Here is a 26,962-nt window from a genome sequence, read left to right as displayed (position 1 = left end):
CTCACTGTTGACCCCGCTCTTGCTGGCGGAGCTGTTCCCCTGTTCGATGTGACCACACGCCCGGTAGGTTGGCAAGCCCGGCATTGAATCACAGTTCAGTCCGTCTTTAGCCAGCAAGCCTCATGCCATTGTCAGGCCTGATAGGTCACCTTGCCGCCGCAAATCGTCGTCACCGGGCGCACCTTGTGCAGATCGGCCGGCGCCGTCTTTTCCATATCGGCCGACAGCACCACCAGGTCGGCCATATAGCCTGGTTTCAGCGTGCCTTTGCGGTGTTCGGCGAATTCGGCATAGGCGCCCTCGACCGTGTAGGCGGCGAGCGATTCCTGCAGCGAAAAACTCTGGTCCGGGTCGCTGTCTGCCCATGGTTTGCGCATCACTGCCGCCTGAATGCCCAGGATCGGGTCGATCGGCGACACCGGCCAATCCGAGGCGAAGACGATATGCGCGCCGGCATTCTTCAGGGTTCGCCAGGCATAGCTCAATGGCCAGCGGGCCGGCCCGATGCGCGACACGGTCGGCTCGAGCGGGAAATCCATGGCGCCGGGCGGGTGCGGCGGCTGCATCGAGGCGATGACGCCGAGTTCGGCGAAGCGCGGCACGTCCGCCGTGGTGGTGACCTCGATGTGTTCGATGCGATGGCGACTGTCGCGCTTGCCATTGGCCTTTTGCGCCGCCTCGTAGCCGTCGAGCACCGCGCGCACTGCGCCATCACCGATCGAGTGCACCGCGATCTGCAGTCCACGCCTGTCGACGGCAACGGCGAGATCGATGAATTGCTGCGGTGTGAAAAGCGGCTCGCCCACCCAGCCGGGACGGTCGGCATACGGCTCGACCATCACAGCCGTCCAGGAATCGAGCACACCGTCATAGAACACCTTGACCATGCCCGACGACAGCCACTCGCTGTTGTAGCGCTCGGACATGACGGATGCCTTGTCGAGCATGTCGAGCGTCATGAAATTCTTGTAGTGGAAGGGTATCTGCACACGGCAGGGCAACCCCTCCTCGGCCTCGATTTCGGCCAGCAGCTCGAGCTGGTAGAGATTGCCGTCCATGTTCTGGATGGAGGTGATGCCGTGACGCGCGCACCAGGCCAGGCCGCGCCGCATGATGTCGCGGTCGGCGGCGCGTTCGGCTGCGGATGGCATTGGATCCGGCTCGCCGCCGGTCGCCAGCCCCAGCCGCACCCGGCCCTCGCCGGCAAGATCGAGCACCGGGCCGAAGGCCTCGCCCTCGCGCAGTTCGCCGGCTGCCAGGCCATCCTCGCCCATGACGATTTCATTGCCCGGACCAAGCGCGCGACCCTGCAGGATGCCGGCCATCTCCAGCGCCTTGGTGTTGGCCCACATCGTGTGATGATCGGGCGCCGCCATGCAGAACGGGCGATCCGGCAGGATCGCATCGAGATGGTGGCGCGTCACCCGCTCGTCGCCGAGCACCGTGTAGTCGACGCCCTGCCCGACCAGCATTTTTGCGTCGGGCTTGGTCGATGCATAGTCGCGGATCGCCTTTTGCAGCGCTTCGAAGCCATGGACACCGCCAAGCTGAAGATGCGCGAGCTCAGCCCCTCCCGAGAACAGATGCATATGGGCTTCGATGAAGCCGGGCAGGACCGAACCGCCCTTGGCGTCGATCACCTGCGTGGCCGTTCCCTTGAGTTCTTCGATGGCGACCCGGCTGCCAACGGCGATGATGGCGCCATCCTTGACGGCAACGGCCTCGGCTACGGGATTGCCACCGTCCATGGTCAGCACACGACCATTGATGACGATCAGATCCGCATTGTGACCCGTACCCGTAGCAGACATCGCGACTCCGCGCTTTTGATGATCGACTGAGACCGACAGCCCTGCGCTCAACGACCTGCCACTCCACCGGAGCGGCGCCACGGAACAAAAAACGATGCCAGTCCGCTGCCTTCGAAATTCCCCTTGTTATCCCTAGGGACAGCGTGGATAAAGAATGCGACTGATTATTCGCGTTTGTCAACATGCGGAATTTAGAATGTATTGTGGACAGCACCCTGCGCTCGTGTTGGGACCAGGCGGGGAACGAGGACATAGAGCAGTGAAGCGCAGTCTCGACCGCAAAACCAGGATAGCGCTCGAGCCGCGCAAGCAGCCTCGGCAGCAACGGTCGAGCAAGGTGGTCGACCGCATTCTCGACGCGGCGCTGATCTTGACGCGGGAGCAAGGAACCAGGACGCCGACGACGCTCGCCATTGCGCAGCGCGCGGGCCTGTCGGTCGGCTCGGTCTATCAATACTTTCCCAATAAGGAAGCCATTCTTCTGGACCTCGCCCGGCGCTGGCTGTCCTCCTTTCCCGAAGTGATCGAGAAGCGCATCAAGGTCCCCCGGCCCACCAACCGCGACGAATTTCGGCGCGAAGTGCGCAAGCTCTTCATCGACACGTCCAGTATCTATCTCGAAAACGCGACCCTGATGCCGGTGATCGAGGCCATATCCGGCAACGCCGATCTCAGGCCTATCCAGGACGAATATGATCAGCAGATCATCGCGCTTTACGCCGCCTGGCTGCGGCATGTGAATCCGGCTCTCGAAGACAAGATCGCCAAACGGCTTGGCCTGGTGATGATGGAGGTCGGCCACGCCTGCCGGCTGGTCGGACTGAAGAGAGATCGCAGGACATACGACCTCATCGAGGACGATGTGGAAACCATGTGGCTCGCTCTGGTGAGCCCCTATCTCAACCTTGACTGATTTCGCATTTCGAGAGGAATTTCATGAAGACTGTCTATTCGCCGCTTCATGCTGGCCATGCCGGCCAGATGGAACTGGTCACCTCGGCGATCGTGCCGGGTTTTGAAAAACCCTCGCGGGCGGAATTCATCAAGGCACGGGTCGAAAGCGAGAAGCTCGGTCCGATCGTCCTGCCGCTCGAGCACGATCTTGCCGCCGCCAAGCGCATCCACAAATCAGACTATATCGACTTCCTGCCGACGGTCTGGCCGCAATGGGTAGCCTCCGGCCACGAGGGCACGGCCATGCCCTTCACCTGGCCGACGCGCGGCCTGCGTGGCGACGTGCCGCCGAAGCGTGTCGATGCCCTGCTCGGCTACTATTCCTTCGATGCCGGCGCCACCTTCGTCGAAGGCACCTGGGCCGCGATCAAATCGTCCTATGACGTGGCGCTGACCGCGGCCGGCCTGGTCAAGGGCGGCGAGAGGTCGGCCTTCGCGCTCTGCCGCCCGCCAGGCCACCATGCCGGCGCCGGCTTCATGGGCGGCTATTGCTACATCAACAACGCCGCGGTCGCCGCGCAGTGGTTCCTCGACCAGGGCGCCAAACGCATCTCCATCCTCGACGTCGACTACCACCATGGCAACGGCACGCAGGAAATCTTCTACGACCGCGCCGACGTGCAGGTCCTCAACCTGCATGGCGATCCGATGGTCGAATACCCGTTCTTCCTCGGCCATGCCGATGAACGCGGCGCGGGCGCGGGCGAAGGCTTCAACATCAACTATCCCATGCCGTTCGGCACCGGCTGGGACGCCTGGAACGCCTCGCTTGAGGATGCCTGCGCCAAGCTCGCCGCCTATGCGCCCGACATCGTCATCATTTCGCTCGGCGTCGACACTTTCGAGAAGGACCCGATCAGCCAGTTCAAGCTGACAAGCCCCGACTATCCCAAGATCGGTCGCCGCATCGCCAGGCTCGGCCTTCCCACCTTGTTCGTCATGGAAGGCGGCTATGCCGTCGAGGAGATCGGCATCAACGCCGTCGGCGTGCTGACCGGTTTCGAGGACCGCTAAGCCTGCCCACAAACCCGGAGCGGACAATAAGAGGTACGACGAAAAAGGGCGGCATATCAGCCCTTTTTTGCAAGCTACGTTGCGGTACCTGTGCTCGGCGTGGCCATTGGCGCGGCAACCTTGCGTGAGCGGCCGAGATAATAGACCGCCGCCGCCGCGATGACGCCGGCCGCCAGTATGCCTGCCGCCAGAACCGGCCGATACCAGAACCAGGCAATCGCGATCGTCGTCGTGCCGACCAGGATCGCCAGGAAGAAGGCGATGATGCCGGTTCCCATCCGCGCCATGCTGCCGAGGAACGGGATGACGTCGAGGATCACGCCGATCGGGCCGAGGAACAGGGCAAAGCCGATGGTCAGCAGCAAAAGACCGGCGGCGCGCAGCAGCCAGGTGATCAGCGTGTTGGCGCTCACCGCCTCGGCGAACATCTTGTCGGCCGGCACGTTGCCGGTATCGACCATCAGCAGCGCATCGCCCGCTTGCGTCTGGTACGGCTCCAAGCGGCTGCCGGCCTGCCGCGCCACAATGCTGACCACGCCGAGCGGCGCCAGTTCGTAGCCGATGCGGTAGTCGCCCAATGCGGGCGTCGTGTTGTCGCTGCCGAGATAGATCTTGCCATCAACGACGCTGAGCGGCTTCGTGCCGGAATAGGCGGCCTTGATCGCCGCCGACTGGCTGGCCGACAGCGAATACGCCTTGTCGCCGTCGATGCGGTCGAGCACCGGCGTGTCCAGATCGAATGCGACGAGCTTGCCTTCAGGGATCTGGAAGGCGCGGCTGTGGATCGCCATTGGCGGGTTCTGATGGCCGTCCTGCTTCTTGAAGTCCGAAGAGTCGATCTGGCTGTCGTCCCACACTTTCGAATAGCTGTAGGTGGTCTCCGTCTCCTCGCCGCCGCCAAGCTTCTTGGTGGTCTCGGATTTGGACTCTTCCTTCCACTGATACATCTCGACGCTGCGCGACAGCCGCAGTCCTTGCGCGGCGATGCCGAAATCCGGATCCGACAGGCCGCTATCGGCCGTCACCGGCCCGCTGACATGCACCAGTCTGCCGTCATTGCCGGCATCGACCCTGTCGGCGCCAATCGAGACCACGGCGCCGGCGCCTTCGGCCAGCGAGCGCGCCGTCTGCACCGCGCGGCCCTCGTTCCAGAACAGCCCGATCACCATCAGCACGATCAAGAGCAGGCCGAAGATAACCCCACCGACCGCGCGCTTGATCCGTCCGAACCACGAGACGGAAGTAACTTCCCGAAATGAATCGCTCATCGTTTCCCCCGAAACAAAAGATGCCGGGAGCCCGCATGGCACCGCTGCCAACGACCGCGGCCGTAACGCAGCTACGAACTCCATTGCCGAAGGTGCCCACCCCTTCGGCGCTTGCGAATCTATCGCATCGGACGGAGCGCGGATATGGCCGGCTTGCGCAGTCCCGGCATTTTCGCACGCTCGAAGGCCGCGAAAGTCGACCTCTGAGTCGCATGTGAGTCCGTCGGATTCGATTTTGTCAAATCGCGTTTGATGTCGGATTCATCTGCGGGTAGATTAGACCCGAATCAGCCGGTCCTTGGGGGGCGCGGCGACCACCCAAAGTCTCACGTTCCGGAATCTTCCGGCGCCAGACGCGGATGTCTTCGCGTTCCCTGAATGGATTCCGTCTGGTTGGGCGCGGCCCCGCGCCTCGTGTGTGTCTCGTAAAAGTAACGCGTTTTCGGGTTCGGCGGCTGGCCTCCAGCATCCGGACGGCAGAAACGATTCCGGCCAAAAGCAACAAATGAGCAGTCCCGCCGCGCTTCTTCAATCCGACACATTGGGCTCGCGCCTGACGTCGCGCGGTGATCTGACCAGCTTTTTCATGGAGCTGATCGCCGAGATCGGCGCCGACAGCTACATGCTGGTCGCCATCGTCCATGACCAGGACCGCAACGACGCGCGCATCGTCTCCTCGAACTGGATCTTCGACGCCATCGAACTGATCGGCAAGCGGCTGATCGCCAGCCTTGCCCAAGGGGCCCTCACGGTCGCGCCCGGCATCCGGCCTAGACCGCTGGTGGCCGCCGAGGCGCCCGATGCCGACGGGCTGGTCTCCGGCGAAGAGGCCCGCCTTCTCGACGTGCTCGGCCATGCCGAGATCTACTCGCTGCGGCTGAATGTCGGCCGCCAGCGTCTGTTCGCCCTGTTCTCGGCGGCGACATCAGGCCATATCGACCAGCCGGCGCTGATGAAGGCGCAGTTGAAATGCTGCTACGCGCTCTCGCATATCCCGCAGCTGATCGCCGCCGCCGCCATGCAGGATCCGCTCTCCGATCGCGAGCGCGAATGCCTGTTCTGGGTCTCGGAGGGCAAGACCACCGATGAGGTGGCGGTCATCCTTGGCGTCTCCTCCAACACCGTCAACAGCTACATCACCCACGCCATCCAGAAATTCGCGGCCTCGAACCGTGCGATGGCCATCGCCACGGCGATCAGGAGTGGCATCATTTGAAACACGCCGACATCAAGGACGCCGCGGAGGCCCTTTTCAACGAGCAGCGCAGCCCCTTCGGCGCCTTCTCGCTCAGCTCCGAGACACATCACGCCGTCACCATTCCCGATGCCGTGCGCCGCTGTCGCTGGATATCGGTAGACATCAACGCCTCGGCCTTCGGCCTGTACTTCGTCAGCCCGTCGCCGGAACGGGCGCGGCTGGTGCCGTGCTTCGATTCCGACTATCCCGGCATTGCCGTGGCGACGAAGTTCATCTCGGGCGCCAATGGCGAGGAGATCGTGCGCCACACCCACAACTCGACGGAGCCACGCTGGTGGACGGATGACGGCGTCGCGGCCATGGCCGAAATGTTCGGCAACCTTGCCTGGACCGCGCAGATATCTCCCCTGGCGCCCGGCACCAGCGGCATTGCCTTTCCCGTCCACGCCGATCGCGGTCAGTGCGGCCTTGTCGTCTTCCTGGGATCGGAGATCGCGCTGCCGCAGGATGCACTCTACGAAATCCACGCCCGCTGTTTTTCCCTCTTCGCCGCTGTCGCGCGTATCCGTCCGAGCGATGCCGGCAGGATGCGAGCCATCTCCAAGCGCGAACTGGAATGCCTGAAGCTGACCGCCAACGGCAACACCAGCGAGGAGATCGCGCGGCTCCTGAAGCTGTCGGTGCATACCGCCAACCAGTACCTGACCCAGTCGACCCAGAAGCTCAACGCCGTCAACCGCAACCAGGCGGTCGCCAAGGCGCTGCGGTTGGGCCTGATCGAGTAATCGCTGATAAGGCGCTCAGGTCTGTTGAGATTCAGGTCAGGCTGAGCCGAAAATGGTTGATACCGAGAACCGGAGCGGAGCGTACTTTTGGGTACGTGCGCTCAGTTCTACTGCGACGCAGTAGAACGGGGAAGCGCACGGAGCCACCAATTGCAGGCCGGCCTCACCTGAATATCAACAGACCTCAGAAGGCCAGCGGCTCGACCTTGCGGATCCGGGCCTGTTCGATCACCGCCTCCAGCAGCGCCGTATTGTGCTCGGGGTCCTCGCCGGGCTTTTCGAACGACACGTAATTGACCGCGACCGAATTGCCGGCCTCGCTCAGCGTCAGCTGGAAATAGACGGTCACACCGGGTGGCCTGAGTTCCAGGTCGAGCACGATGCGCGGACTGCCGCTCCAGTCGACATGCGCCTCGCCGCCATGACCGAGTTTGAGCGTGCCGGGCATGAAGAACAGCTCCACCGCTGAATCGACCAGATCCGAAAGGCAGGCGAAATGCTCCAGCCGGATGAAAGCGATGTAGTCGGCGACATCGATCAATCTCAGTTCGCCGACCACCTGCTCGATGGCGCTGGCGACGATGATCTCGCGGGATTTTGCGTGTGGTTGGCGGTTCATGAAATCTGTCTGCGCTCAGCCTTTTTCGAGTAGACGATCCGCACCAGCTCGGCGACGGCCTGGTAGAATTGCGACGGGATCACATTATCGACCGAAACTTGCTTGTACATGGAGCGGGCGAGCGTCACATCCTCGAAGATCGGAATGTTGTGCTCCTTCGCGATCTCGCGGATTTTCAACGCCACCAGATCCTGCCCCTTGGCCACCACGAGCGGCGCCGAATCCTCGTCGCGCACATATTTCAACGCGATCGAGAAGTGGGTCGGGTTGGCGATGATCAGCGTCGCGCGCGGCACCGCCGTCATCATCCGCTTGCGCGCGCGGTCACGTGCCAGCGAGCGCAGCCGCGACTTGACGATCGGGTCGCCTTCGGACTGCTTGAACTCGTCCTTCAACTCCTGCTTGGTCATGCGCAGGTCCTGCTTCCAGTGGAAGCGCGACCAGACGATATCGATCGCCGCGATCAGCCCCATGACGAAGACGATCGCCACCAATATGTCGACCGCGATGCCGCGGATGACGAGGCCGAAAGCAACCGGATTGGTGATCATCCCGGCAAGCAGCTTGCGGTGATCCTCCGACAGTGTGAAGGTGAGCACGGCAATGGCGAAGCCGACCTTTGCCAGGGATTTCAGGAACTCGACCCAGCCCTGGGCACCGAACATCCGGTTCCAGCCCTTGGTGATCGAAATGCGCGACAGCTGCGGCCTGATCCGCTCGCCGACGAATTGCGGCATGTTCTGGAGCACCGAGGCGCCGATGCCGGCGACGGTCAAAAGCACCAGCAGGCTGACGACGGCGCGGCCCACTTCCAGCATGACGATCTTGTAGAGATCGATGACATCGGTCTCGGTGTTCATCGGCCAGGCCTCGGGCTTCTCGAGGAACATCGACAGGAACATGCCGAGGTTGATGACCGCGTCCTTGGCATAGAAGACGGTGAACACCAGTATGGCGACGAAGGAGGCGAGGATCGCGGTTTCCCTCGAATGGGGCAGCTTGCCCTGTTCGATGGTTTCGCGGACTTTCTTTTCCGTCGCCTCTTCGGTTTTGGAGTCCTTGTCGGCGGCGTCGGACATGCCTTAGGCGGCGTTCTGCGTCGCGGGAAGTTCGAATGCGCCCTCGCGCGACAGCCGGATGGTCGTCGTCACGATGGTCTTGCGCGCCGCCAGTATGTCGGCAGCCGGAACTCCCTCCGACCCTTGTCCAAGTTCGGCTTCGATCATGCGCCGTGACCGTGCGCCGATTGCCGAGAGTACCGCTTCGGCGAGTGCCGCCGATGTACCGCGCAGCGCCAGCGTGACAAGCTCGGTCGACAGTCCGTCGAACAGAAGCACGCGCGCCTTCTGGGTGAGCAGCGGCAGGTCGTCGAAGGCAAAGAGCCTTGCCCTCACACCGTCGAGGTCGGGCGTGCCGGCGGCTTCCAGGTCCTGCATGACCTCCTCGAGCAGCGGCTTGTCCAGCTCGTTGAGCACGCTGGCGACGCGCGCCTGTCCGGCCGAAGTGTCCTTGGTCGAGGTTTCCGACAGCACGCTGGTGCGCAACCGGTTTTCGACGATCCTGGTGGCGGCCGCCGGAACATTGGCCATCGTCACCATGCGCTTGATGATTTCGCCGCGCATCTCCTTCGTCAGCGTCAAAAGCACGCTCGCCGCCGCCTGCGGCGCCAGCTTCGACAGCACCATGGCCGCCGTCTGCGGATGTTCGCCGGCCAGGAAGGTGCCCAGCCGCGAAGGTTCGAGTTTTTCGAGATCGGGCCAGATCGGTGGCGGCCCTTCGGGCGCCGCCTCCGGCTTCTTGTTGCCCATGATGGCGTTCATTTCTTCGGGCGACAGCGATTCGTTGAGGATGGTGTCCATCCTGTCGGCGGAATCGAGCAGGCCGGCACCCTCGGTGAATTCGGCCTCGAACTCGGCGACGATGCGCTCGAGATCGCTCTGCGGAATGGTCCTGAGCAGCCGCGCGCCCTCGATCAGCGCCTTGAGCTCTTCCTGCTTGAAGAATTTCAACAGGCGGCTGGCGGACGGCTTGCCCATCGCCACCAATATGGCGGCCGCCTTCTGCGCGCGCGTCAAGGTCGTCAGCGGCGTCATGCTGCCTCTCGCCTCCGCTGCAACCGGCAAGCCCCACCAGCCATGTCTAGGCGCCCTTCGTGCCGGCGATGATTTCGGTCAGCCTGATGCCGAAGCGCGAGGGATCGCTTTCGAGCACCGTGATCTCGCCGCGGGCGATCTTGCGGCCGTTGACCACGACGTCGACCGGTTCGCCGATGCGGCGGTTGAGCGCCACCGTCGAACCCTTCTGCAGCGCCATCAGGTCGGCCACCGCCATCTCGGTGCTGCCGAGGATGATCTGGACATCGACGGGGATGTTCATGATGACGTTTGAATTGGCGCCCGCGGCGGCCCTGAAAGCCGCATCTGGGCGTTGCTCCTCTTCATGCAGGACCCCGCGCAATTCCTCGATGGCGCGGTCTAGCTGCTCGTCCGGCTGGTCGAGTTCTGCTTCCACTTTGGTCTTGGCCATGCGTTGTCTCCAAAAGCTCAGGCGCGCCCGGCACCGGCCGGCATGAGCCCATCGATGAAATCCTGCCCGGCATCGAAGGGATGCTTGATTCGGACGGTGTAATTCTGCCCCAGTTTGCCGAACTCGCATACGAACAGCGTCTGGCCGCGCGCGCTGAGGCGAGCTCGTGATTGCGCCGTTTCGTCGAAGTCGATGACCTGGCCCACTTGGAGATTGGCGAGGTCGCCAAGCGTCAGCCGCGTCAGCGGCATGGTGGCTTCGAGCGCCACCGTCGAGCGCATCACCTCTTCCGAAAAGCGTGCGCGCCAACTGCTGCCATGATCGTCTTCGCTGAGGCCGGCGGTGCCGTCGCGGCCGGCAAGGACGACACGCTGCGGCATGGTCACCGTGATGGAGCCGCTGTCGACCGGCGTCGAGATGCCAAGGACGATGCGGATGGCAGCGCCGTCGCGCAGCACATGCCGTTTCGCCTCGGTACCCGACATCGCCCGCGGCACGGGCAGACGCAGGTCGAGCGAGCGCCGCCCGGATCCGTTCAGCGCCTGCGCCACCTCCTGGAACACCATGGTCGAGACATCGGCCTCGATCGGCGACAGATCGCGCTCGATCGGCGACGCCGGCATATCCGGATCGCCGCCAAACAGCGTCGAGACCATGATCGCGATCGCGGCAGCGTCGATGACGAGCGTCATCGCATCAGAGGATGCCGGCGAACCGACGACTGTCATGGCGAAATTGTCGCCGGCGCGCGAGCGCGCCTCGGGGACGCGGCTGACCTCGACGGCCTTGAGGTCGACGATGACGGGAACGCCGAGCTCGTCCGAAAGGCCCTTCTGCAGCAGCGGCACGGCGCGTTCGGCCATGGCGCGGCCGGCGTCGATGACCTGATCGGCCTCGCCGCTGTCGCCGACCAGGCGCTCGATGATCAACGAACGCGCTTGCGCGGGGCTGCCTGGGCTGGTCATGACCGTGTCGGCACCGATCTGTCGTGCATTGCTCAAGCGGCCTTCTTCTCGGCGCCGCCGGTGTTCATCGTGCTCTGCTCGACGGCGTCGATGGTCGGCCGCTCATAGGACGAGATCGTCTTGCGGCCGAATTCGATCGCCACCTGCGGCAGCGCGCCGTTCATGTAGGCGAGCAGCGTCTGCTTGACGATGATGTAGAGGCGGTTCTTCTTCTCGCGCACCGTCTTGATCTTGGTGGCGACGGGCCCGACCACGGCATAGGACAGGAAGATGCCGAGGAATGTGCCGACAAGCGCGGCGCCGATCAGGCCGCCGAGGATTTCCGGCGACTGGTCGAGTGCGCCCATCGCCTTGACCACGCCAAGCACGGCGGCGACGATGCCCAGCGCCGGCAGGCCGTCGCCGACAGCGACCAGCGCGTGATAGGCCTTCATCTTGTCGGACTTGATGGTCTGGATCTCCTCGTCCATCAGCGCCTCGATCTCGTGCGAGCGGGCATTGCCGATGATGATGATGCGGCAGTAGTCGCAGATGAAATTCATCAGATCGTGATTCTTGAGCACCGTCGGAAAGGCCTGGAAGATCGCTGATTCTTCCGGATTGTCGATATGCGCCTCGACCTCGCTGCGCGACTTCGAGCGCAATTCGCGCATGAGGCTGTGCAGGACGCCGAGCGTTTCCAGATAGTCCTGTTCTTTCGGCACTGCCTGCTTGAAGGCCTCGAGAATGCCCCTGCCGGTATCCTTGACCGTCTTCATCGGGTTGGCGACCAGGAAAGTCCCCAGTGCGGCGCCACAGATGACCACGGCTTCCCACGGCTGGACCAGCACGTGCAGATGCCCGCCCATGGCCATGAAGCCGCCAAGGACGCAGCCGAGCGTCACCACAAGTCCAATCAGAATGCCCACGACAGGTCCTTCCGCATTTCACAACAGGTCCAAGGGATAGTCCCCGTGCCTTGTGTGAGGCTTGAATCCGGGCTGCCACGGAACCGAATGTTGGGCGATTCAGTTTCGCGCAAGGAAGTGAGGTTATTGTCGCGACATTAAGCTTCGGCCGGAGGCATGACGTTGCTCAATACCTTTACCAGCTACCAGTTGATCACCAAGGACATAAACAAGTCGATCGACCGCATCGAGCAGCAGCCGACTGTCGACCGCGATACCAAATATTACCTGGCCAACATAACCAAGGTGAAATCGATCGATGATTTCGTCAACAATGACCGGCTTTTCAAATTTGCCATGAAGGCCTACGGGCTGGAGGACATGGACTACGCCAAGGCCTTCATGGTCAAGGCGCTCAAGGAAGGCGTCACCGACCCTAACAGTTTCGCCAACAAGCTGACCGACAAGCGCTATGCCCAATTCGTCAGCGCCTTCAACTTCGCCGCCAATGGCGCCGACGCCACCATCTACAACAAGGCGCAGCAGCTGGTGACGAAGAATTACGCCACGCAGGCGCAGATCGCCGGCCTGGATCCGAATTCGGACTACGTGAAGGGCGAGACGACCTACTATCTCGCCAACATCACCAAGGTGAAATCGGTCGACGACCTGATGTCGAACAGCCGGCTCTACACTTACGCGCTGGCCGCGTTCGGTCTCGATTCGGCGACGGAGAACAAGGACCTCATCAAACAGGTCCTGCAGGGTGGCGTGCGCGACCCCAACAGCGTCGCCAACAAACAGAAAAACCCGGCCTACGCGGCATTGGCCTCGGCCTTCAACTTCGAGCAGTACGGCGAAGCCGCCACCACCATCAATCCGGCGCAGCAGCCGACTGTCGACAAGTATATGCGCCAGACGCTCGAGGAGGATGCCGGCAAGACCAATGAGGGCGTGCGGCTGGCGCTTTATTTCCAGCGCAAGGCGCCCGACATCACCAGCTGGTACGATGTGCTCGCCGACACTGCCCTTGCGAGCGTCGTGCGCACTGCGCTGGGGCTCCCCGATTCCTTCGCCACTGCCGACATCGACAAGCAGGCGCAGCTCTTCGAACAGAAGCTCGACATCTCGGATTTCACCGACCCCGTGAAACTCGGCAAGTTCCTGACCCGCTTCACCAGCATGTACGAGATCAACAATCCGACCTCGACGGCCGTGACGTCAGTCAGCGTGCTCTTTGCCCAACCGGTCACGGCGGGCATCTCCACCGACCTGATGATGGCCATGCAGAAGTTGAAGTTCTGATCATGCAGGATAGTCTTTACGTCGCCCTTTCCGCGCAGATGGCGCTCGAGCGCCGGCTCGACACCATCGCCGACAATGTCGCCAACGCCAACACTGTCGGCTTTCGCGCCACCGGCGTGAAATTCGAGGACATGGTGTCGGGCACTGGGCAGAAATCAGTGTCCTTCGCCTCGTCGGGCAAGACCTATCTTTCGGGCGCCCACGGTTCGCTGACCGAGACCGGCAATCCGTTCGATTTCGCCATCCAGGGCGACGCCTGGTTCGCCATCGACACACCGGCCGGCACCGTCATGACCCGCGACGGCCGCTTCTCGATGAACGAGAATGGCGAGCTGATGTCGATCGAAGGCCATCCGGTGCTCGACGCCGGCGGCGCGCCGATCCAGCTCGACCCCCGCAACGGTCCGCCCAAGGCCGGCGCCGACGGCTCGCTGCGCCAGAACGACCAGCTTGTCGGCTCGATCGGCCTCTACAATTTCGACCCGGGCGAGAATTTCGTGCGCTACGGCAATTCCGGCATCGTGCCGGCGCGCACCCCCGAGCCGGTCACCGATCGCTCCGATGTCGGCATCGCCCAGGGCTTCGTCGAAGAATCCAACGTCAATCCGGTGCTGGAGATGACCCGCCTGATCATGGTCCAGCGCGCCTTCGAGAACACTGCCGCCCTGATGCGGCAGACGGATTCTTCCACTGACGAGGCGATCAAGACGCTCGGCTCGAAGTCATAGTATGTCGCTCGACCGGTCCTCCATCCGCGCACCCGAAAGGCAGTTGCAGCCGGCGCCCGAAGATCGGCTCGCCGCACTGGAACGGGTTATCAGGCGTTTCGGCAACGCCGACGGGCTGGTCAAGCGTGGCGGTCTCGTCACCGAAGTCACGTCCACGCACTACAAGGTGCGCGGCCTTTCCGATTTCGCCAGGCTGGGCGACATCGTCGAGCAGCGCGGCCAGTCCGGCGCGCGCCGCGGCGAGATCGTCAAAATCAGCCGCGACGAAGTGGTCGTTGCTCCCTTCGAACGCAGCGCCGATGCCGGCATCGGCGATGCGGTGTTCCGCAGGGGGCCGCTGGCGGTGGCACCCCATGCTTCATGGCGCGGCCGCACCATCGACGCGCTCACCCGGGTGATCGATGGCGGTCCGCCGCTGATCAGGGGCGAAGACCTGTCGGGCCGCGCCACGACGCCAGGCGCCATGGCGCGGCAGCGCGTCGGTACCGCCTTCATGACCGGCGTCAAGGTCATCGACATCTTCACGCCGCTGTGCTTTGGCCAGCGCATGGGCGTCTTCGCGGGTTCGGGCGTCGGCAAGTCGACGCTGCTCGCCATGCTCGCCGGCGCCGACGCGTTCGACACCGTCGTCGTGGCGCTGATCGGCGAACGCGGCCGCGAGGTTCGCGAATTCCTCGAGGACACGATCGGCGACAGCATGGCCAAGACCGTGGCCGTCGTCGCCACCAGCGACGAGAGCGCCATGATGCGCCGGCGCGCGCCCGACACCGCCATGCGCGTCGCCGAGCACTTTCGCGACCAGGGCCACCGTGTGCTCCTGGTGCTGGATTCGATCACCCGCTTCGCCCATGCGTTGCGCGAGGTGGCGACAGGAACCGGCGAGCCGCCGGTCGCCCGCGGCTATCCCGCCTCGGTTTTCACCGAACTTCCCAAATTGCTTGAGCGCGCCGGACCGGGGGCCGAAGGCAAGGGGTCGATTACCGCCATCATTTCCGTGCTGGTCGACGGCGACGACCACAATGATCCGGTCGCCGATTCCGTGCGCGGCATCCTCGACGGCCATGTCGTGCTCGACCGCGCGATCGCCGAACAGGGTCGCTATCCGCCGGTCAATCCGCTGTCGTCCATATCGCGCCTGGCCGGCAAGGCCTGGAGCGTCGAACAGCGCGCTTTGGTGACGCGGCTGAAGTCGATGATCGCCCGCTTCGAGGACACGCGCGACATCCGCCTGCTCGGGGCCTATCAGGGTGGCGCCGACGTCGAGCTCGACATCGCCGTGCGCCAGGTGCCGCTGATCTACGAGGCGCTGACGCAATCACCCAGGGACCGCCCATCCGCCGATCCGTTCTCCGATCTCGCCCGCCATCTCAAGGGAAAGCTGAATGCCGAATCAGGAGACTGAACGCCAGTACACCGAGCGCATCCTGAATGAGATGATCGCCGCGGCGAACGCCGCCGAGGTAGCTCGAGCCGAGGAGGAGAGGAGGGCCAAGGCAAAGGCCGCCAGCGCCATCGCAGCCAAGACCGCGGCTGTTCTGGCCAGAGCCGTCAAGCCGGTCCTACCCCGATCCGAACCCGTGGCTCGGGCTGCTGCGCCCGTCGCGCCTGTGGTTTCCCGCGTCGAGCCTGCCGAGATGACGCAGGCTAGCCGCGAATCGCTGATCGACGGCCTGTTTCCCGTCACCGAATGGCCGCAGCCGCCAAAGGCGCAATTTCCAAAATTGAGCAAGAAGGCGGACCGGCGCAGCGACTTCGTCATCGCCGCGCTCGGCGTCACGCTCGGCCTGATCTGCGCCCTGTTTCCCTGGTATATCTTCTTCAACCAGGAGCAGTTCGGCGTTCAGGCGATCAAGTTTGGCGGCACCGGCACCAATTCGGGACGCGAGGGTGGCGGCGTGGTGACCTCGCGCAGCGCGCCGCTGACGGCCAAGGACCTTCCCAACACCAGCATCGACCTGCTCGCCACCGGGACGGTGCAGGATGAGGCCACCCCGGCGCAGCCGCCCGGCGACCAGCCCTTCCCGGCCGATGTCACGAAATTCCGCATGGTTCATGTCGCCAACGGCCGCGCCATGATCGAGGACGACACCGGCCTGTGGATCGTCCAGCGCGGCTCGATACTGCCGGACTCCAGCACGGTCTCGTCGATCGAGCAGCGCAACGGCAAATGGGTCATGCTGACCAGCACCAACCAGTTGATCCAGCTTTCCAGGTAGCGGCTGCCCGCAAGGTCCGCGCAAGACTGGCGGCCTAGTCTTTGGGCACATGCCCGGAGATTCCCATGGAGCCCGTTTCCCTTTTCGATCTCGCCGCCAAGCAAGCGCAGTGGCTTTCCGTGCGCCAGTCGGCGATCGCCGGCAACATCGCCAACGCCAACACGCCGGGCTACACGGCAAACGATGTCGAGCCCTTCGAGAAGGTGCTCGACCGCACGGCTGTGTCGTTGCAGACCACCGAGGCCGGCCATCTCGGCAGCGCGGCGACCAATGCCGGCTTCACCATCAAGCCGCAGGAAGATGACGGCGTGGTCATGCCGTCCAAGAACACCGTCGTGCTTGAGGACCAACTCCTCAAGGCCGGCGAGGTGCGCCGTTCCTTCGAGCTCAACACGGCGATCGTCAAGGCTTTCCACTCGATGATGATGATGGCGGTGAAGAGCTGACCATGGACGCACTGACCGCAGCCCTGAAAGTCGCAGCATCCGGCCTCGGCGCCCAGTCCGAGCGCCTGCGCGTGGTTTCTGAAAACCTCGCCAATGCCCAGTCGACCGGCACCACGCCCGGCGCCGACCCCTATCGCCGCAAGACCATCAGCTTCGTCTCCGAGCTTGACCGGGCTTCCGGCGCCTCGACGGTTGAAGTGAACTCGATCGACCGCGATCCGAGTGTCTTCCCCGTTGAATTCCAGCCCGGCAACGAGGCCGCCGACGAGAAGGGCTACGTCAAGATGCCCAATGTCAACGTGCTGATCGAAATGGCCGACATGACCGAGGCCAACCGCTCCTACGAGGCCAACCTGCAAGTCGTGAAGCAGGCGCGCGACCTCATTTCAATGACCATCGACCTGATGAGGAACCAATGATCGTGAACGGCATCGGCGCGCTCAACCTGAAGCCCGGGCTGGGCGATACGGCGACCGACCTGCTTCAGGGCGGTGTCGCGCCGGCGACTTCGGGCAACCTTGGCACCTCCTTTGCCGAAGCGGTGAGCCAGGCAGCCTCCAAGACCGTCAACACGCTGCAGAATGCCGAACAGGTGTCGCTCCAGGCGCTCAAGGGCGATGCCGACACCCGCCAGGTCGTCGATGCCGTGATGAGCGCGCAGCAGGCGCTTCAGACCGCCGTCGCCATCCGCGACAAGGTCGTTTCGGCCTACCTCGAAGTCAGTCGCATGGGTATCTGAGGAGCAGGTCATGAAAGCACTTTCCATCGCCGCCACCGGCATGAATGCCCAGCAGACAAATCTGGAAGTCATCGCCAACAACATCGCCAACATCAACACCACCGGCTACAAGCGGGCGCGCGCCGAATTCTCCGACCTGCTCTACCAGGTCGACCGCACGCAAGGCGTACCCAATCGCTCCAACGCCTCGCTGGTGCCGGAAGGCGTTTCGATCGGTCTCGGCGTCAAGACGACGGCCGTGCGCAACGTGCACACCCAGGGCGAACTGACCAGCACCGGCAACAGTTTCGACATGGCGCTGACCGGCAGGGGCTGGTTCCAGATCGAGGGCGCCGATGGCGGCACGCTCTACACCCGCGCCGGCGCCTTCAACACCAACGCCACCGGCCAGCTGGTGACGGTGGATGGCGCCAATGTCATTCCGGCCATCACCGTGCCGACCGATGCGGTCGAGGTGATCGTCAACAAGACCGGTCAGGTCTTTGCCCGCATCGACGGCCAGACCGACCTGCAGAATCTCGGCCAGCTCCAGATCGTCAACTTCGCCAACGAGGCGGGCCTCGCGCCGCTCGGCGACAATCTGTTCCAGGAAACGACGGCCTCCGGCCCGGCCAATGCCGGCGTGCCCGGCGATCCCGGCTTCGCCACCATCCAGCAGGGCTATCTCGAGGCCTCCAACGTCGACCCGGTCAAGGAAATCACCGAGCTGATCTCGGCGCAGCGCGCCTATGAGATGAATTCCAAGGTGATCCAGGCCGCCGACGACATGGCCTCGGTCGTCTCCAAGAACATCAGGTAGGGATGATGGCCATGCCGATCTCCTGCTCCGCATTCCGCCGCACCGCGCTGGTCCTTGCGCTGGTGGCCGGCGGCTTGCCGGCTTTCGCCCAGGAATCGACAAATCAATCGACAAATCAATCGACAAATCAATCGGCAACGCAGATCGCCAGCAATCAGCCTGCCGGCGAGGTCGTGCTGATCCCCAGCCGCGTCATCTACCCCGGCGAGACCATCGAACTCGCCGCCCTGAAACAGGTGACCCTCATCCCCGGCAAGCACAAGCCCGATGCGATGGCGACCCGCGCCGAGGAGCTTCAAGGCAAGATCGCCAAGCGCACGCTGCTGCCCGGTCGCTACATCCCGACCGCCGCCATCCGCGAGGCCTGGCTGGTCGAACAGGGTGCTGCAGTGCAGGTCTTCTTCATCGCCGGCGGACTGACGATATCGGCCACCGCGGTAACCTTGCAACCAGGTTCGGCCGGCGACCTCATCAAGGTTCGCAACAGCGATAGCGGCAAGATCCTCTCCGGCACGGTGATGGCCGACGGAACCATCCAGGTCAGCGCTTCATGATGCGCCCGTTTGCCCTTCTGCTCGCTGCCACGCTAGGCCTGCAGCCGGCGCTGGCCGACGGCCTGACGCCCAAGGCCAAGCGCGAACTCGCCGCCAAGAACGGCGGCGTCTACGACGATCCGGAATATGATCCGGCGACCACCACCCGCATGTTCCGCGTTTCGCCCGGGCCAAGCTCGCTGCCGCCCGGCCAGGTCGCCTCGCGCATCAAGGACATCGCCCAGTTGCAGAGTTCGCGCGACAACCAGCTGGTCGGCTACGGCCTGGTCATCGGCCTCGCCGGCTCGGGCGACAGCCTGCGCAATTCGCCGTTCACCGAGCAGTCGATCCGCGCCATGCTGGAAAATCTCGGCATCGCCACCGAAGGCGGCAGCGCGCGCGCCAAGAACGTCGCCGCCGTCATCGTCACCGCCAACATGCCCCCCTATGTGCAATCGGGCGCCCGCATCGACATCGACGTCTCCTCGATGGGTGACGCCACCTCGCTGGCCGGCGGCACGCTGATCATGACGCCGCTGAAGGCGGCGGATGGCGAGATCTACGCCGTTGGCCAGGGCGCGGTCATCGTTTCGGGCTTCACCGCCCAGGGCCAGGCCGAACAATTGACGCAAGGCGTGCCGACCGCCGGCCGGGTGCCGAACGGCGCCATCGTCGAGCGTTCGGTGAAGGCCGAATTCGACGACCAGTCGACGCTGACGCTGCAATTGCGCAATCCCGATTTCTCGACCGCCATCCGCATCGCCGACGCGATCAACGACTATACCAGCCAGCGCTTCGGCATGCGCGTCGCGGGTGAGCGCGATTCCCGCACCGTGCAGATCAGAAGGCCAAAGGGCGTTTCGGCCGCGCGCTTCTATGCCGAGATCGAAAACCTCGTGGTCGAATCCGATACCCCGGCCCGCGTCGTCATCGACGAGCGCACCGGCACCATCGTCATTGGCAACGACGTCAAGATCTCGCGCGTCGCCATCAGCCACGGCACGCTGACGGTGCGCATCACCGAAGCGCCGCGCGTCGTGCAGCCCGAACCCTTCTCCAAGGGCGAAACCGCTGTCGAGCCGTTCACCGCCATCGACGCCAGCCGGCCCGATGCCCGCGTCGCGGTGCTCGATGGACCCGACCTGCAAACCCTCGTTTCCGGCCTCAACCGCCTCGGCGTCAAGCCGGACGGCATCATTGCCATCCTGCAAGGCATCAAGTCGGCCGGCGCCCTGCAAGCCGATCTGGTTCTTCAATAGGCGATGCCGATGATCCCCTCCCTCCCATCCCGCGACAGACGCTCCTCCCGCGCAATCCTGTTCGCGGCCGCGACTCTCGCGGCCATGGCCGTTGCCAGTGGCGGCGCGCATGGCGAGGATGTCGTTCGCCAGGTTCTGCCCGGAGCGCAGCCCGCGGTGGCGCCGCAGCAACTGGCGCGGGAGAAGGCGCCCGACCAGAGCGAGATCGAGCGCTTCTGCTCCAACATCGCCGACGCCGCCCGCGACCGCCGCTATGCCTTGCAGGCCGAGGAATTGAAGCAGCTGCAGGCCGGCATCGACGAGCGCATGAAAGCGCTGGACGCAAAGAAAGCCGAATACGAGACCTGGCTGAAGCGGCGTGAAGTGTTCCTGGCCCGGGCCGAGGACGGCGTCGTGAAGATCTATGCCGGCATGAAGCCCGATGCGGCGGCCGAACGCCTGGCGATTGTCAACGCCGACCTGGCCGCGGCCATCCTGATGAAGCTCGATTCACGCAAGGCCGGCGTCATTCTCAACGAAATGGACCAGAAGGCGGCGGCGACGCTCACCGGCATCATGGCCAGCGCAGCCCGAAGGGTAGATCCGTCATGATCCTCAGAACGCTCATCCTGTGCGCGGTGGCAGCGCTGTCCGGCTGCGGCACCAACCTCAGGGAAGTCGGCAAGGAACCGTCGCTGTCGCCGGTCGGCTCGGGCATTGACGGCGGCAACACGTCTTCCCTGTATAAATACCCCGAGCCACCTCGGGCACCGGTGAAGAAGTTCTCGCTGTGGGACGATCGCCAGAGCCGCCTCTTCACCGATCCCCGGGCGCTCTCGCAGGGCGACATCCTGACCGTCAAGATCAAGATCAACGACCGCGCCAATTTCAAGAACCAGAACGACAGAAGCCGCACCGCCAACCGCAAGCTCGGCTTCGACCTCAGCGCACAATGGGATAAGTGGAGCACCGCCGGCAAGGGTGCTGGCACGCTCAACTCCGCCACGGACACGACGGCCGATGGCGAGATCAAGCGATCGGAAACGCTTGAACTCAATGTCGCGGCGATCGTCACCGATGTCTTGCCGAACGGCAATCTGATGATCACGGGGTCGCAGGAAGTGCGCGTCAACGCCGAACTGAGGGTGCTGACCATCGCCGGCATCGTGCGGCCGGCCGATATCGGCGCCGAGAACACGATCCCCTACGAACGCATCGCCGAGGCGCGCATTTCTTATGGCGGGCGCGGCCGTATCACCGAGATCCAGCAGCCGGCCTACGGCCAGCAGGTTCTCGACCAGGTTCTTCCGTTCTAGGGATTGGAGAACAAAGCGCCGTGGCCAATGTCGAACAACTCCAGTCTCGCAAGGGTCCATCCCTTGTGGTTCAGGGCGCCATGCTGCTGGTGGTGACGGTCGCCGCCACCGGCATGGGCTGGATGTCCGGCGGCTATCTCAAGGGTGCCGGCGCACCATCATCGGTGCCGGCTGCACCTGAAAATGAGGGCAAAATCGCCGAACCCGCTGCCGCGCAACAGCCTGGCACGGGACTGACGCTTGTCGCGCTGGCGCCGATCACCACCAATATCGCCTCCCCCGCCGACACCTGGATCAGGATGGAAGTATCCGTGGTCTACGACGCGCCGCAGCCGCCGGCGATGACGGAGGACATCCATCAGGACCTTCTGGCCTTCGTGCGCACGCTGAAGATGCATCAGGTCGAGGGCGCCAGCGGTTACCAGCACCTGAAAGCCGATATCGAGGAACGTGCCTCGATCCGCAGCCAGGGGCACGCCAAACAGGTTCTCATCAGGACATTGCTGCTCGAATGAAGAAGTTCCTTCTCGCCGCGGCGCTGATCGGCGCCGCCACCTCCGTCGCGGCGGCGCAACAGCTGGACCTGGGCGGCATCGGCAAGGCCGACGGCACCACCGTCGGCTACATCATCCAGATGTTCGGCCTGCTGACCGTGCTGTCGGTGGCGCCCGGGCTGCTGATCATGGTGACGAGCTTCACCCGTTTCGTCATCGCCTTCTCGATCCTGCGCGCCGGCATCGGCCTGCAGTCGACGCCAGCGAACCTGATCCTCATTTCACTGTCGCTGTTCATGACCTTCTATGTCATGGCGCCGACCTTCGATCAGGCCTGGAACACCGGCGTCAAGCCGTTGATGGACAACCAGATCAGCCAGACCGAGGCCTTCGAGAAGATTTCGGATCCGTTCCGCACCTTCATGCTGCACAATGTGCGCGACAAGGATTTCGACCTTTTCGCCGACCTCGCCCGCGAGCGCGGCCAGGTCGTTGCCAAGGAGACGGTCGACCTGCGCATCCTGGTGCCCGCCTTCATGATCTCCGAGATCCGCCGCGGCTTCGAGATCGGCTTCCTGATCGTGCTGCCATTCCTGGTCATCGACCTGATCGTCGCTACCATCACCATGGCGATGGGCATGATGATGCTGCCCCCCACTGTGGTGTCGCTGCCGTTCAAGATCCTGTTCTTCGTCCTGATCGATGGCTGGAACCTGCTCGTCGGCAGCCTGGTGCGCTCCTTCACCTGACGTCACGATCCCGGCCCGAAGCCGCGTCCGCCGACAGTACCGGGCGGTGCGCCGGACATCGTCGTTTTCTTCTCGAATTATTTTCGATTAACCGTCCGATTTAGCCCTTTGGTAGGAACTCGCCGCCATAGTCGCTCGCAGATGGCGGGTGATCTCTCGACGATCATTGGCATGATGCCGCTCCGTCATACCGGAAAAGCCGGTATGTCAAAAAAACACCTGTAAAAACAAGGTACGAGTAGCCATGGCCAGTATCATGACGAACAGCGCTGCATTGACGGCGCTGCAGAGCCTTAACGCCACCCAAAAGAGCCTCGACACCACCCAGTCCCGCATCTCGACGGGCTATCGTGTCTCCCAGGCTTCGGACAACGCCGCCTACTGGTCGATCGCGACCACGATGCGCTCCGACAACCAGGCCATGTCCACCGTTTCGGACTCGCTCGGCCTCGGCGCCTCCAAGGTTGACACCGCCTACACCGGCATGAGCAGCGCGATCACCACCATCAACGCGATCCAGCAGAAGCTGACCGCGTCCTACGGTCAGACCGACGCCGCCAAGGAAAAGACCCAGGTCGAAATTGCCGCTCTTCAGGCACAGCTGAAGGGTTACGCCGACTCCGCCACCTTCTCCGGCACCAACATGCTGTCGGTGAACAGCGGCGCGACGGCCACCACCGCCGCTGACGTCAAGGTCGTTTCGGCTTTCAACCGCACCTCCGCTGGCGCGGTTTCGATCTCGACGATCGACGTCAACGTGGAAAGCATCAAGCTGTATGAAGCCGGCACCGCTGCTACGTCGAAGGGCATCCTGGACGCCAATCGTCTCGGCGTCTCTGGCGCCGAGACTGCCACGGCTTCGGCCCCGACGCTGGGCGCTGCGGCTGCGGCCACCGATACCTATTCGGTCGCCAGCCTGGCCATCTTCTCTGGTACCACGGCCGCCAGCGACAGTCAGATCTCGCAGATGATGACCGTTGTCGACGCCGCGCTCAAGGATATGACGACCGCCGCCACCAAGCTCGGCGCCGCCAAGAGCTCGATCGACCTGCAGAAGACCTTCACGCAGAGCCTGATGGACTCCATCGACCGCGGTGTCGGCCAGCTCGTCGATGCCGACATGAACAAGGAATCGACCCGCCTCCAGGCGCTGCAGGTCCAGCAGCAGCTCGGCGTCCAGGCGCTGTCGATCGCCAACGGCTCGTCGCAGTCGATCCTGTCGCTCTTCCGCGGCTGATCGCTCTAGCAGCAGACCAAACCAGGCAAACGGGCCGCGCCAAAAGCGCGGCCCGTTTTGCGTTTGCTCCAGCCCCGCACAACCCTCGTTTCTTAACCCTCGAAAGCGGGCCTTTAACAGGCCGTTAACCATAACGCGTTAGTCATGGTTAACCATAGCTTACAACGGATTGGCGAATCGGCCCGGTCGGGGCGACGGCAATCGACGGGCGGGCCACCGGCTCGCGAGGGCAATGCCGGTTTTTTGAGAAAGACCGGCCTGGGAAAAAGGAGCGAGTTTCTTGGCGAGCATCATGACAAACGCTGCGGCGTTGACCGCACTTCAAAGCCTCAACGCCACCAACAAATCGCTTGAGCATACACAGTCGCGAATCTCGACGGGCTACAGGGTCTCCGAGGCCTCCGACAACGCCGCCTACTGGTCGATCGCCACGACGATGCGTTCGGACAACCAGGCGCTGTCGACGGTGCAGGATGCGCTCGGCCTCGGCGCCTCGAAGGTCGACACCGCCTACACCGGCATGAACAATGTGCTGACGTCGATCGGCCAGCTCAAGACCAAGCTGCTTTCCACCGTCGGCCAGACGGATGCCGCAAAGGCAAAGACGCAGACGGAAATCACCACGCTCCAGGCGCAGATGAAGTCCTTTGCCGATGCCGCCACCTTCTCGGGTTCGAATTTCCTTTCGGTGACATCGACGCAGGTCGCGGCCCCCAATGACGGCGTCCAACCCGACGCCAAAATCGTCGCGTCCTTCAATCGCTCCTCCTCCGGCGCCATCTCGCTCGGAACGATCGACATCAATGTCGAGAGCACGAAACTGTTCGACAGCGGTCTTTCCACCGCCGTCAAGAACCAGGGCACGCTCGACCGCAAGACTTCCGTATACGCGACAGCGGCCGCCCAGAACCTGTACGACACCGCCTACGCGGCTGCGATCGCCGGCGGTGGCACGGACATCGCCGCCAACACCGCTGGCCAGACGGCTGCGGGCGCGGTGGTCCCCAGGATCGACAACGTTTCCGCCTTCAATCTCGACATCACGGCAGCAGGCGTGACCGACGACATCATCACCCAGATGATCGGCAAGATCGACAAGGTCATGAGCCAGCTGACCGACCAGGCCACCATCCTTGGCGCCGCCAAGAGCTCCATCGACCTGCAGAAAACCTTCACGCAGAGCCTGATGGACTCCATCGACCGCGGCGTCGGCCAGCTCGTCGATGCCGACATGAACAAGGAATCGACCCGCCTGCAGGCCCTGCAGGTCCAGCAGCAGCTCGGCATCCAGTCGCTGTCGATCGCCAACAGCTCCTCGCAGTCGATCCTGTCGCTGTTCAAGAACGGCTGATCCGGCCGTAGCTGGCAGACACTGCTCCCTCCAATTCACGGGCCGCGCCGCAAGCGCGGCCCGATTTCATTTTCGCACAAGCTTCGAGGGTTAGTGTTCCGGCGGACAATCATGCTGGGAGTCGCTCTATCGTGCCGGAACAGATCCAGAGCATCATCTCGAATCTCCGTGGTTTTGGTGTGAAGCGCCTCGCCATGCTGGCGGGCATCGCCGTTCTGGTGATGGGCGTCATCGGCATCGCCTCGGTCTACCTCAACCGCCCGGCCTACGACACGCTCTATGTCGGGCTCGACCGCTCCGACGTGAACCAGATCGGCCTGGTGCTGGGCGAGGCGGGCATCGGCTTCGACGTCGGCGCCGACGGAACCTCGGTTCTGGTGCCGGCCGGCACCACGGCGCAGGCGCGCATGCTGCTTGCCGAAAAGGGTCTGCCGACCAGCGCCAATGCCGGCTACGAGCTGTTCGATAATGTCGGTGCGATGGGCCTGACCTCGTTCATGCAGCAGATCACCCGCGTGCGTGCGCTGGAAGGCGAGATCGCCCGCACCATCCAGTCCATATCAGGCATCAAGGCGGCTCGCGTCCACATTGTCATGTCCGAGCGCGCCAACTTCCGCCGCGACGAACAGCAGCCCTCGGCATCGGTGGTCATCCGCTATGCCGGCATCGACGCAGAGAAAAGCGCCCAGTCGATCCGCCATCTCGTCGCCGCCGCCGTGCCTGGCCTGTCGGCCGACAAGGTGACGGTGCTCGATTCCAACGGCAATCTGCTGGCCGCCGGCGATGATCCCTCCAACACCAGTGCGGCGCGCACACTCGGCGTCGAGCAGACGGTCGAGGCGCAGATCGGCGACAACATCCGCCGCGCGCTGGCGCCATACCTCGGCCCTGACAATTTCCGCGCCAGCGTCAAGGCCGAGGTCAACACCGACACCCGCCAGACGGAAGAAACCATTTTCGATCCGAATTCGCGTGTCGAGCGCTCGGTGCAGTCGGTGCGCGCCAATGAGAACAGCAATCAGAAGCAGGCTTCGACCCCGGCGAGCGTTGAACAGAACCTGCCGGAGACCCAGGCGGCCAGCACCGAGGGTCCGCAAACGACCTCGGCGAACGACCGCAAGGAAGAGATCACCAATTACGAGATCAACTCCAAGAAGATTGCCACCGTCTCCAACGGCTACACCGTCACCAAGATGTCGATCGCCGTCGTCGTCAACCAGGACCGGCTGAAGGCGATCCTGGGCAAGGACGCGACCCCGGAGCAGATCGCCAAGCGCGTCGCCGAGATCCAGAAGATGGTGACGTCGGCCACCGGCCTCGACGACAAGCGTGGCGACGTCATCGACGTCTCGGCGGTCGAATTCATCGACGGGCTCGACGGCGAAGCGATCCCGCAGGCTGGAATGCTGGATTCCATCGGCCAGCACGCCGGCACGCTGATCAACGCCGGCGCTTTCATCGTCGTGGTGTTCCTGGTGGCCTTCTTCGGTCTGCGGCCGATGGCGGCAGCGCTGACGGCAAAAGCGGCGCCCGCTTTGTCGGGCCCGAACTTCGATGAAGTCCAGCGGTCGCTGCCGACACCCGAGGCGGCTGCTTCCGCCGATGCGGGTGCCGCCATCGGCGCCTTGCCTAGCTCGCGGCCGGGCACCAATCCACTCGATGATCTTCGCCAGAAGATCAGGCCGGCGCCTCAGGAGCGGCTTGCCCGCATGGTCGATCTTAACGAGGAGCGCACAGCGCAGATCCTGCGCAAATGGGCGGCCCAGGAAGTCGCGGCGTAAACC

29 protein-coding genes are annotated in these 26,962 nt (G+C 63.7%); 21 read left to right on the top strand and 8 right to left on the bottom strand.

Annotation, left to right across the window (positions count from 1 at the left end):
* Window positions 1-131: 131 nt before the first annotated feature.
* Window positions 132-1,811 carry an amidohydrolase gene (locus JG747_RS10805; protein ID WP_202361741.1) on the bottom strand — a complete coding sequence of 560 codons (1,680 nt, stop codon included), beginning with the start codon at window positions 1,809-1,811 and terminating at the stop codon, window positions 132-134.
* Window positions 1,812-1,965: 154 nt separating this feature from the next.
* Between JG747_RS10805 and JG747_RS10800 the strand changes: the two genes are divergently transcribed.
* Both JG747_RS10800 and JG747_RS10795 read left to right on the top strand, forming a co-directional pair.
* Window positions 1,966-2,724: a TetR/AcrR family transcriptional regulator gene (locus JG747_RS10800; protein ID WP_244748363.1), complete on the top strand. Its 759-nt coding sequence runs from the start codon at window positions 1,966-1,968 to the stop codon at window positions 2,722-2,724.
* Between the two features lie 23 nt (window positions 2,725-2,747).
* Window positions 2,748-3,779, top strand: a complete 1,032-nt coding sequence (locus JG747_RS10795) for a histone deacetylase family protein (protein WP_064980712.1) — start codon at window positions 2,748-2,750, stop codon at window positions 3,777-3,779.
* Window positions 3,780-3,853: 74 nt separating this feature from the next.
* Here the strand turns inward: JG747_RS10795 and JG747_RS10790 are convergent, their stop codons facing one another.
* Window positions 3,854-5,047, bottom strand: a complete 1,194-nt coding sequence (locus tag JG747_RS10790) for a TMEM43 family protein (RefSeq protein WP_236952242.1) — start codon at window positions 5,045-5,047, stop codon at window positions 3,854-3,856.
* 505 nt (window positions 5,048-5,552) lie between these two features.
* Between JG747_RS10790 and JG747_RS10785 the strand changes: the two genes are divergently transcribed.
* Window positions 5,553-6,263, top strand: coding sequence for a helix-turn-helix transcriptional regulator (locus tag JG747_RS10785; RefSeq protein WP_027047354.1), 711 nt, complete (start codon window positions 5,553-5,555; stop codon window positions 6,261-6,263).
* Window positions 6,260-7,030, top strand: coding sequence for a helix-turn-helix transcriptional regulator (locus JG747_RS10780; protein ID WP_019860934.1), 771 nt, complete (start codon window positions 6,260-6,262; stop codon window positions 7,028-7,030). Before JG747_RS10785 ends, JG747_RS10780 begins: the two co-directional genes overlap by 4 nt.
* Window positions 7,031-7,214: 184 nt before the next feature.
* Here JG747_RS10780 and JG747_RS10775 read toward each other — a convergent pair whose 3' ends face one another.
* The 6 genes from JG747_RS10775 to motA are packed head-to-tail and all read right to left on the bottom strand — an operon-like array spanning window position 7,215 to window position 12,048.
* Window positions 7,215-7,649 carry a hypothetical protein gene (locus tag JG747_RS10775; RefSeq protein ID WP_038649297.1) on the bottom strand — a complete coding sequence of 145 codons (435 nt, stop codon included), beginning with the start codon at window positions 7,647-7,649 and terminating at the stop codon, window positions 7,215-7,217.
* A complete protein-coding gene (gene flhB, locus JG747_RS10770) occupies window positions 7,646-8,728 on the bottom strand; it encodes a flagellar biosynthesis protein FlhB (RefSeq protein ID WP_202361739.1) in 1,083 nt (360 codons plus the stop codon). The genes JG747_RS10775 and flhB overlap by 4 nt, the downstream gene beginning before the upstream one ends.
* Window positions 8,729-8,731: 3 nt before the next feature.
* On the bottom strand, window positions 8,732-9,742 hold the full coding sequence (locus JG747_RS10765) for a flagellar motor switch protein FliG (RefSeq protein ID WP_019860937.1): 1,011 nt from the start codon (window positions 9,740-9,742) through the stop codon (window positions 8,732-8,734).
* A gap of 46 nt (window positions 9,743-9,788) precedes the next feature.
* Window positions 9,789-10,175: a flagellar motor switch protein FliN gene (gene fliN, locus JG747_RS10760; RefSeq protein WP_019860938.1), complete on the bottom strand. Its 387-nt coding sequence runs from the start codon at window positions 10,173-10,175 to the stop codon at window positions 9,789-9,791.
* A 17-nt stretch (window positions 10,176-10,192) separates the two neighbouring features.
* Window positions 10,193-11,140 carry a FliM/FliN family flagellar motor switch protein gene (locus JG747_RS10755; protein WP_020629030.1) on the bottom strand — a complete coding sequence of 316 codons (948 nt, stop codon included), beginning with the start codon at window positions 11,138-11,140 and terminating at the stop codon, window positions 10,193-10,195.
* 32 nt (window positions 11,141-11,172) lie between these two features.
* Entirely contained in the window at window positions 11,173-12,048 is an 876-nt protein-coding gene (motA, locus tag JG747_RS10750) for a flagellar motor stator protein MotA (protein ID WP_019860941.1), read from the bottom strand.
* A 162-nt stretch (window positions 12,049-12,210) separates the two neighbouring features.
* Here motA and JG747_RS10745 point away from each other — a divergent pair, with 162 nt between their 5' ends.
* The 17 genes from JG747_RS10745 to fliF all read left to right on the top strand — a co-directional run bounded on the left by JG747_RS10745 (window position 12,211) and on the right by fliF (window position 26,959).
* Window positions 12,211-13,332, top strand: coding sequence for a DUF1217 domain-containing protein (locus tag JG747_RS10745; RefSeq protein ID WP_038653309.1), 1,122 nt, complete (start codon window positions 12,211-12,213; stop codon window positions 13,330-13,332).
* 2 nt (window positions 13,333-13,334) lie between these two features.
* Window positions 13,335-14,060, top strand: coding sequence for a flagellar basal-body rod protein FlgF (flgF, locus tag JG747_RS10740; RefSeq protein WP_019860945.1), 726 nt, complete (start codon window positions 13,335-13,337; stop codon window positions 14,058-14,060).
* Window position 14,061: 1 nt separating this feature from the next.
* Window positions 14,062-15,462, top strand: a complete 1,401-nt coding sequence (gene fliI / locus JG747_RS10735; RefSeq protein WP_019860946.1) for a flagellar protein export ATPase FliI — start codon at window positions 14,062-14,064, stop codon at window positions 15,460-15,462.
* A complete protein-coding gene (locus JG747_RS10730) occupies window positions 15,443-16,276 on the top strand; it encodes a hypothetical protein (protein ID WP_019860947.1) in 834 nt (277 codons plus the stop codon). The genes fliI and JG747_RS10730 overlap by 20 nt, the downstream gene beginning before the upstream one ends.
* Before the next feature lie 65 nt (window positions 16,277-16,341).
* On the top strand, window positions 16,342-16,722 hold the full coding sequence (flgB, locus tag JG747_RS10725) for a flagellar basal body rod protein FlgB (protein ID WP_019860948.1): 381 nt from the start codon (window positions 16,342-16,344) through the stop codon (window positions 16,720-16,722).
* 2 nt (window positions 16,723-16,724) lie between these two features.
* A complete protein-coding gene (gene flgC / locus JG747_RS10720; protein WP_010911274.1) occupies window positions 16,725-17,141 on the top strand; it encodes a flagellar basal body rod protein FlgC in 417 nt (138 codons plus the stop codon).
* The gene (locus tag JG747_RS10715) at window positions 17,138-17,461 is read left to right on the top strand and encodes a flagellar hook-basal body complex protein FliE (protein WP_019860949.1); all 324 of its coding nucleotides are present in this window, start codon (window positions 17,138-17,140) and stop codon (window positions 17,459-17,461) included. Before flgC ends, JG747_RS10715 begins: the two co-directional genes overlap by 4 nt.
* 10 nt (window positions 17,462-17,471) lie before the next feature.
* Window positions 17,472-18,260 (top strand): flagellar basal-body rod protein FlgG, encoded by a 789-nt coding sequence (gene flgG, locus JG747_RS10710; protein ID WP_019860950.1) that lies wholly within the window; start codon window positions 17,472-17,474, stop codon window positions 18,258-18,260.
* Window positions 18,261-18,265: 5 nt separating this feature from the next.
* Window positions 18,266-18,814, top strand: a complete 549-nt coding sequence (gene flgA / locus JG747_RS10705) for a flagellar basal body P-ring formation chaperone FlgA (RefSeq protein WP_167626432.1) — start codon at window positions 18,266-18,268, stop codon at window positions 18,812-18,814.
* Window positions 18,811-20,052, top strand: a complete 1,242-nt coding sequence (locus tag JG747_RS10700; protein ID WP_019860952.1) for a flagellar basal body P-ring protein FlgI — start codon at window positions 18,811-18,813, stop codon at window positions 20,050-20,052. The genes flgA and JG747_RS10700 overlap by 4 nt, the downstream gene beginning before the upstream one ends.
* Before the next feature lie 3 nt (window positions 20,053-20,055).
* Complete coding sequence (locus JG747_RS10695; protein WP_019860953.1) at window positions 20,056-20,643, top strand: MotE family protein; 588 nt, start codon at window positions 20,056-20,058, stop codon at window positions 20,641-20,643.
* A complete protein-coding gene (gene flgH, locus JG747_RS10690; RefSeq protein WP_019860955.1) occupies window positions 20,640-21,347 on the top strand; it encodes a flagellar basal body L-ring protein FlgH in 708 nt (235 codons plus the stop codon). Before JG747_RS10695 ends, flgH begins: the two co-directional genes overlap by 4 nt.
* Window positions 21,348-21,367: 20 nt before the next feature.
* Window positions 21,368-21,862 carry a flagellar basal body-associated FliL family protein gene (locus tag JG747_RS10685; protein ID WP_019860956.1) on the top strand — a complete coding sequence of 165 codons (495 nt, stop codon included), beginning with the start codon at window positions 21,368-21,370 and terminating at the stop codon, window positions 21,860-21,862.
* Entirely contained in the window at window positions 21,859-22,590 is a 732-nt protein-coding gene (gene fliP, locus JG747_RS10680; protein ID WP_019860957.1) for a flagellar type III secretion system pore protein FliP, read from the top strand. The genes JG747_RS10685 and fliP overlap by 4 nt, the downstream gene beginning before the upstream one ends.
* 244 nt (window positions 22,591-22,834) lie before the next feature.
* Window positions 22,835-23,827, top strand: a complete 993-nt coding sequence (locus JG747_RS10675; protein ID WP_019860958.1) for a flagellin N-terminal helical domain-containing protein — start codon at window positions 22,835-22,837, stop codon at window positions 23,825-23,827.
* Between the two features lie 280 nt (window positions 23,828-24,107).
* Window positions 24,108-25,178, top strand: coding sequence for a flagellin N-terminal helical domain-containing protein (locus JG747_RS10670; RefSeq protein ID WP_019860960.1), 1,071 nt, complete (start codon window positions 24,108-24,110; stop codon window positions 25,176-25,178).
* A gap of 131 nt (window positions 25,179-25,309) precedes the next feature.
* Window positions 25,310-26,959, top strand: coding sequence for a flagellar basal-body MS-ring/collar protein FliF (gene fliF / locus JG747_RS10665; RefSeq protein ID WP_019860961.1), 1,650 nt, complete (start codon window positions 25,310-25,312; stop codon window positions 26,957-26,959).
* Window positions 26,960-26,962: the final 3 nt, after the last annotated feature.

It is taken from the genome of Mesorhizobium sp. 131-3-5, from assembly GCF_016756575.1.
Classification (GTDB): domain Bacteria; phylum Pseudomonadota; class Alphaproteobacteria; order Rhizobiales; family Rhizobiaceae; genus Mesorhizobium; species Mesorhizobium jarvisii.
The sequence above is the reverse complement of the archived record's forward strand: the minus strand, read 5'-3'. Positions and strand labels throughout refer to the sequence as shown.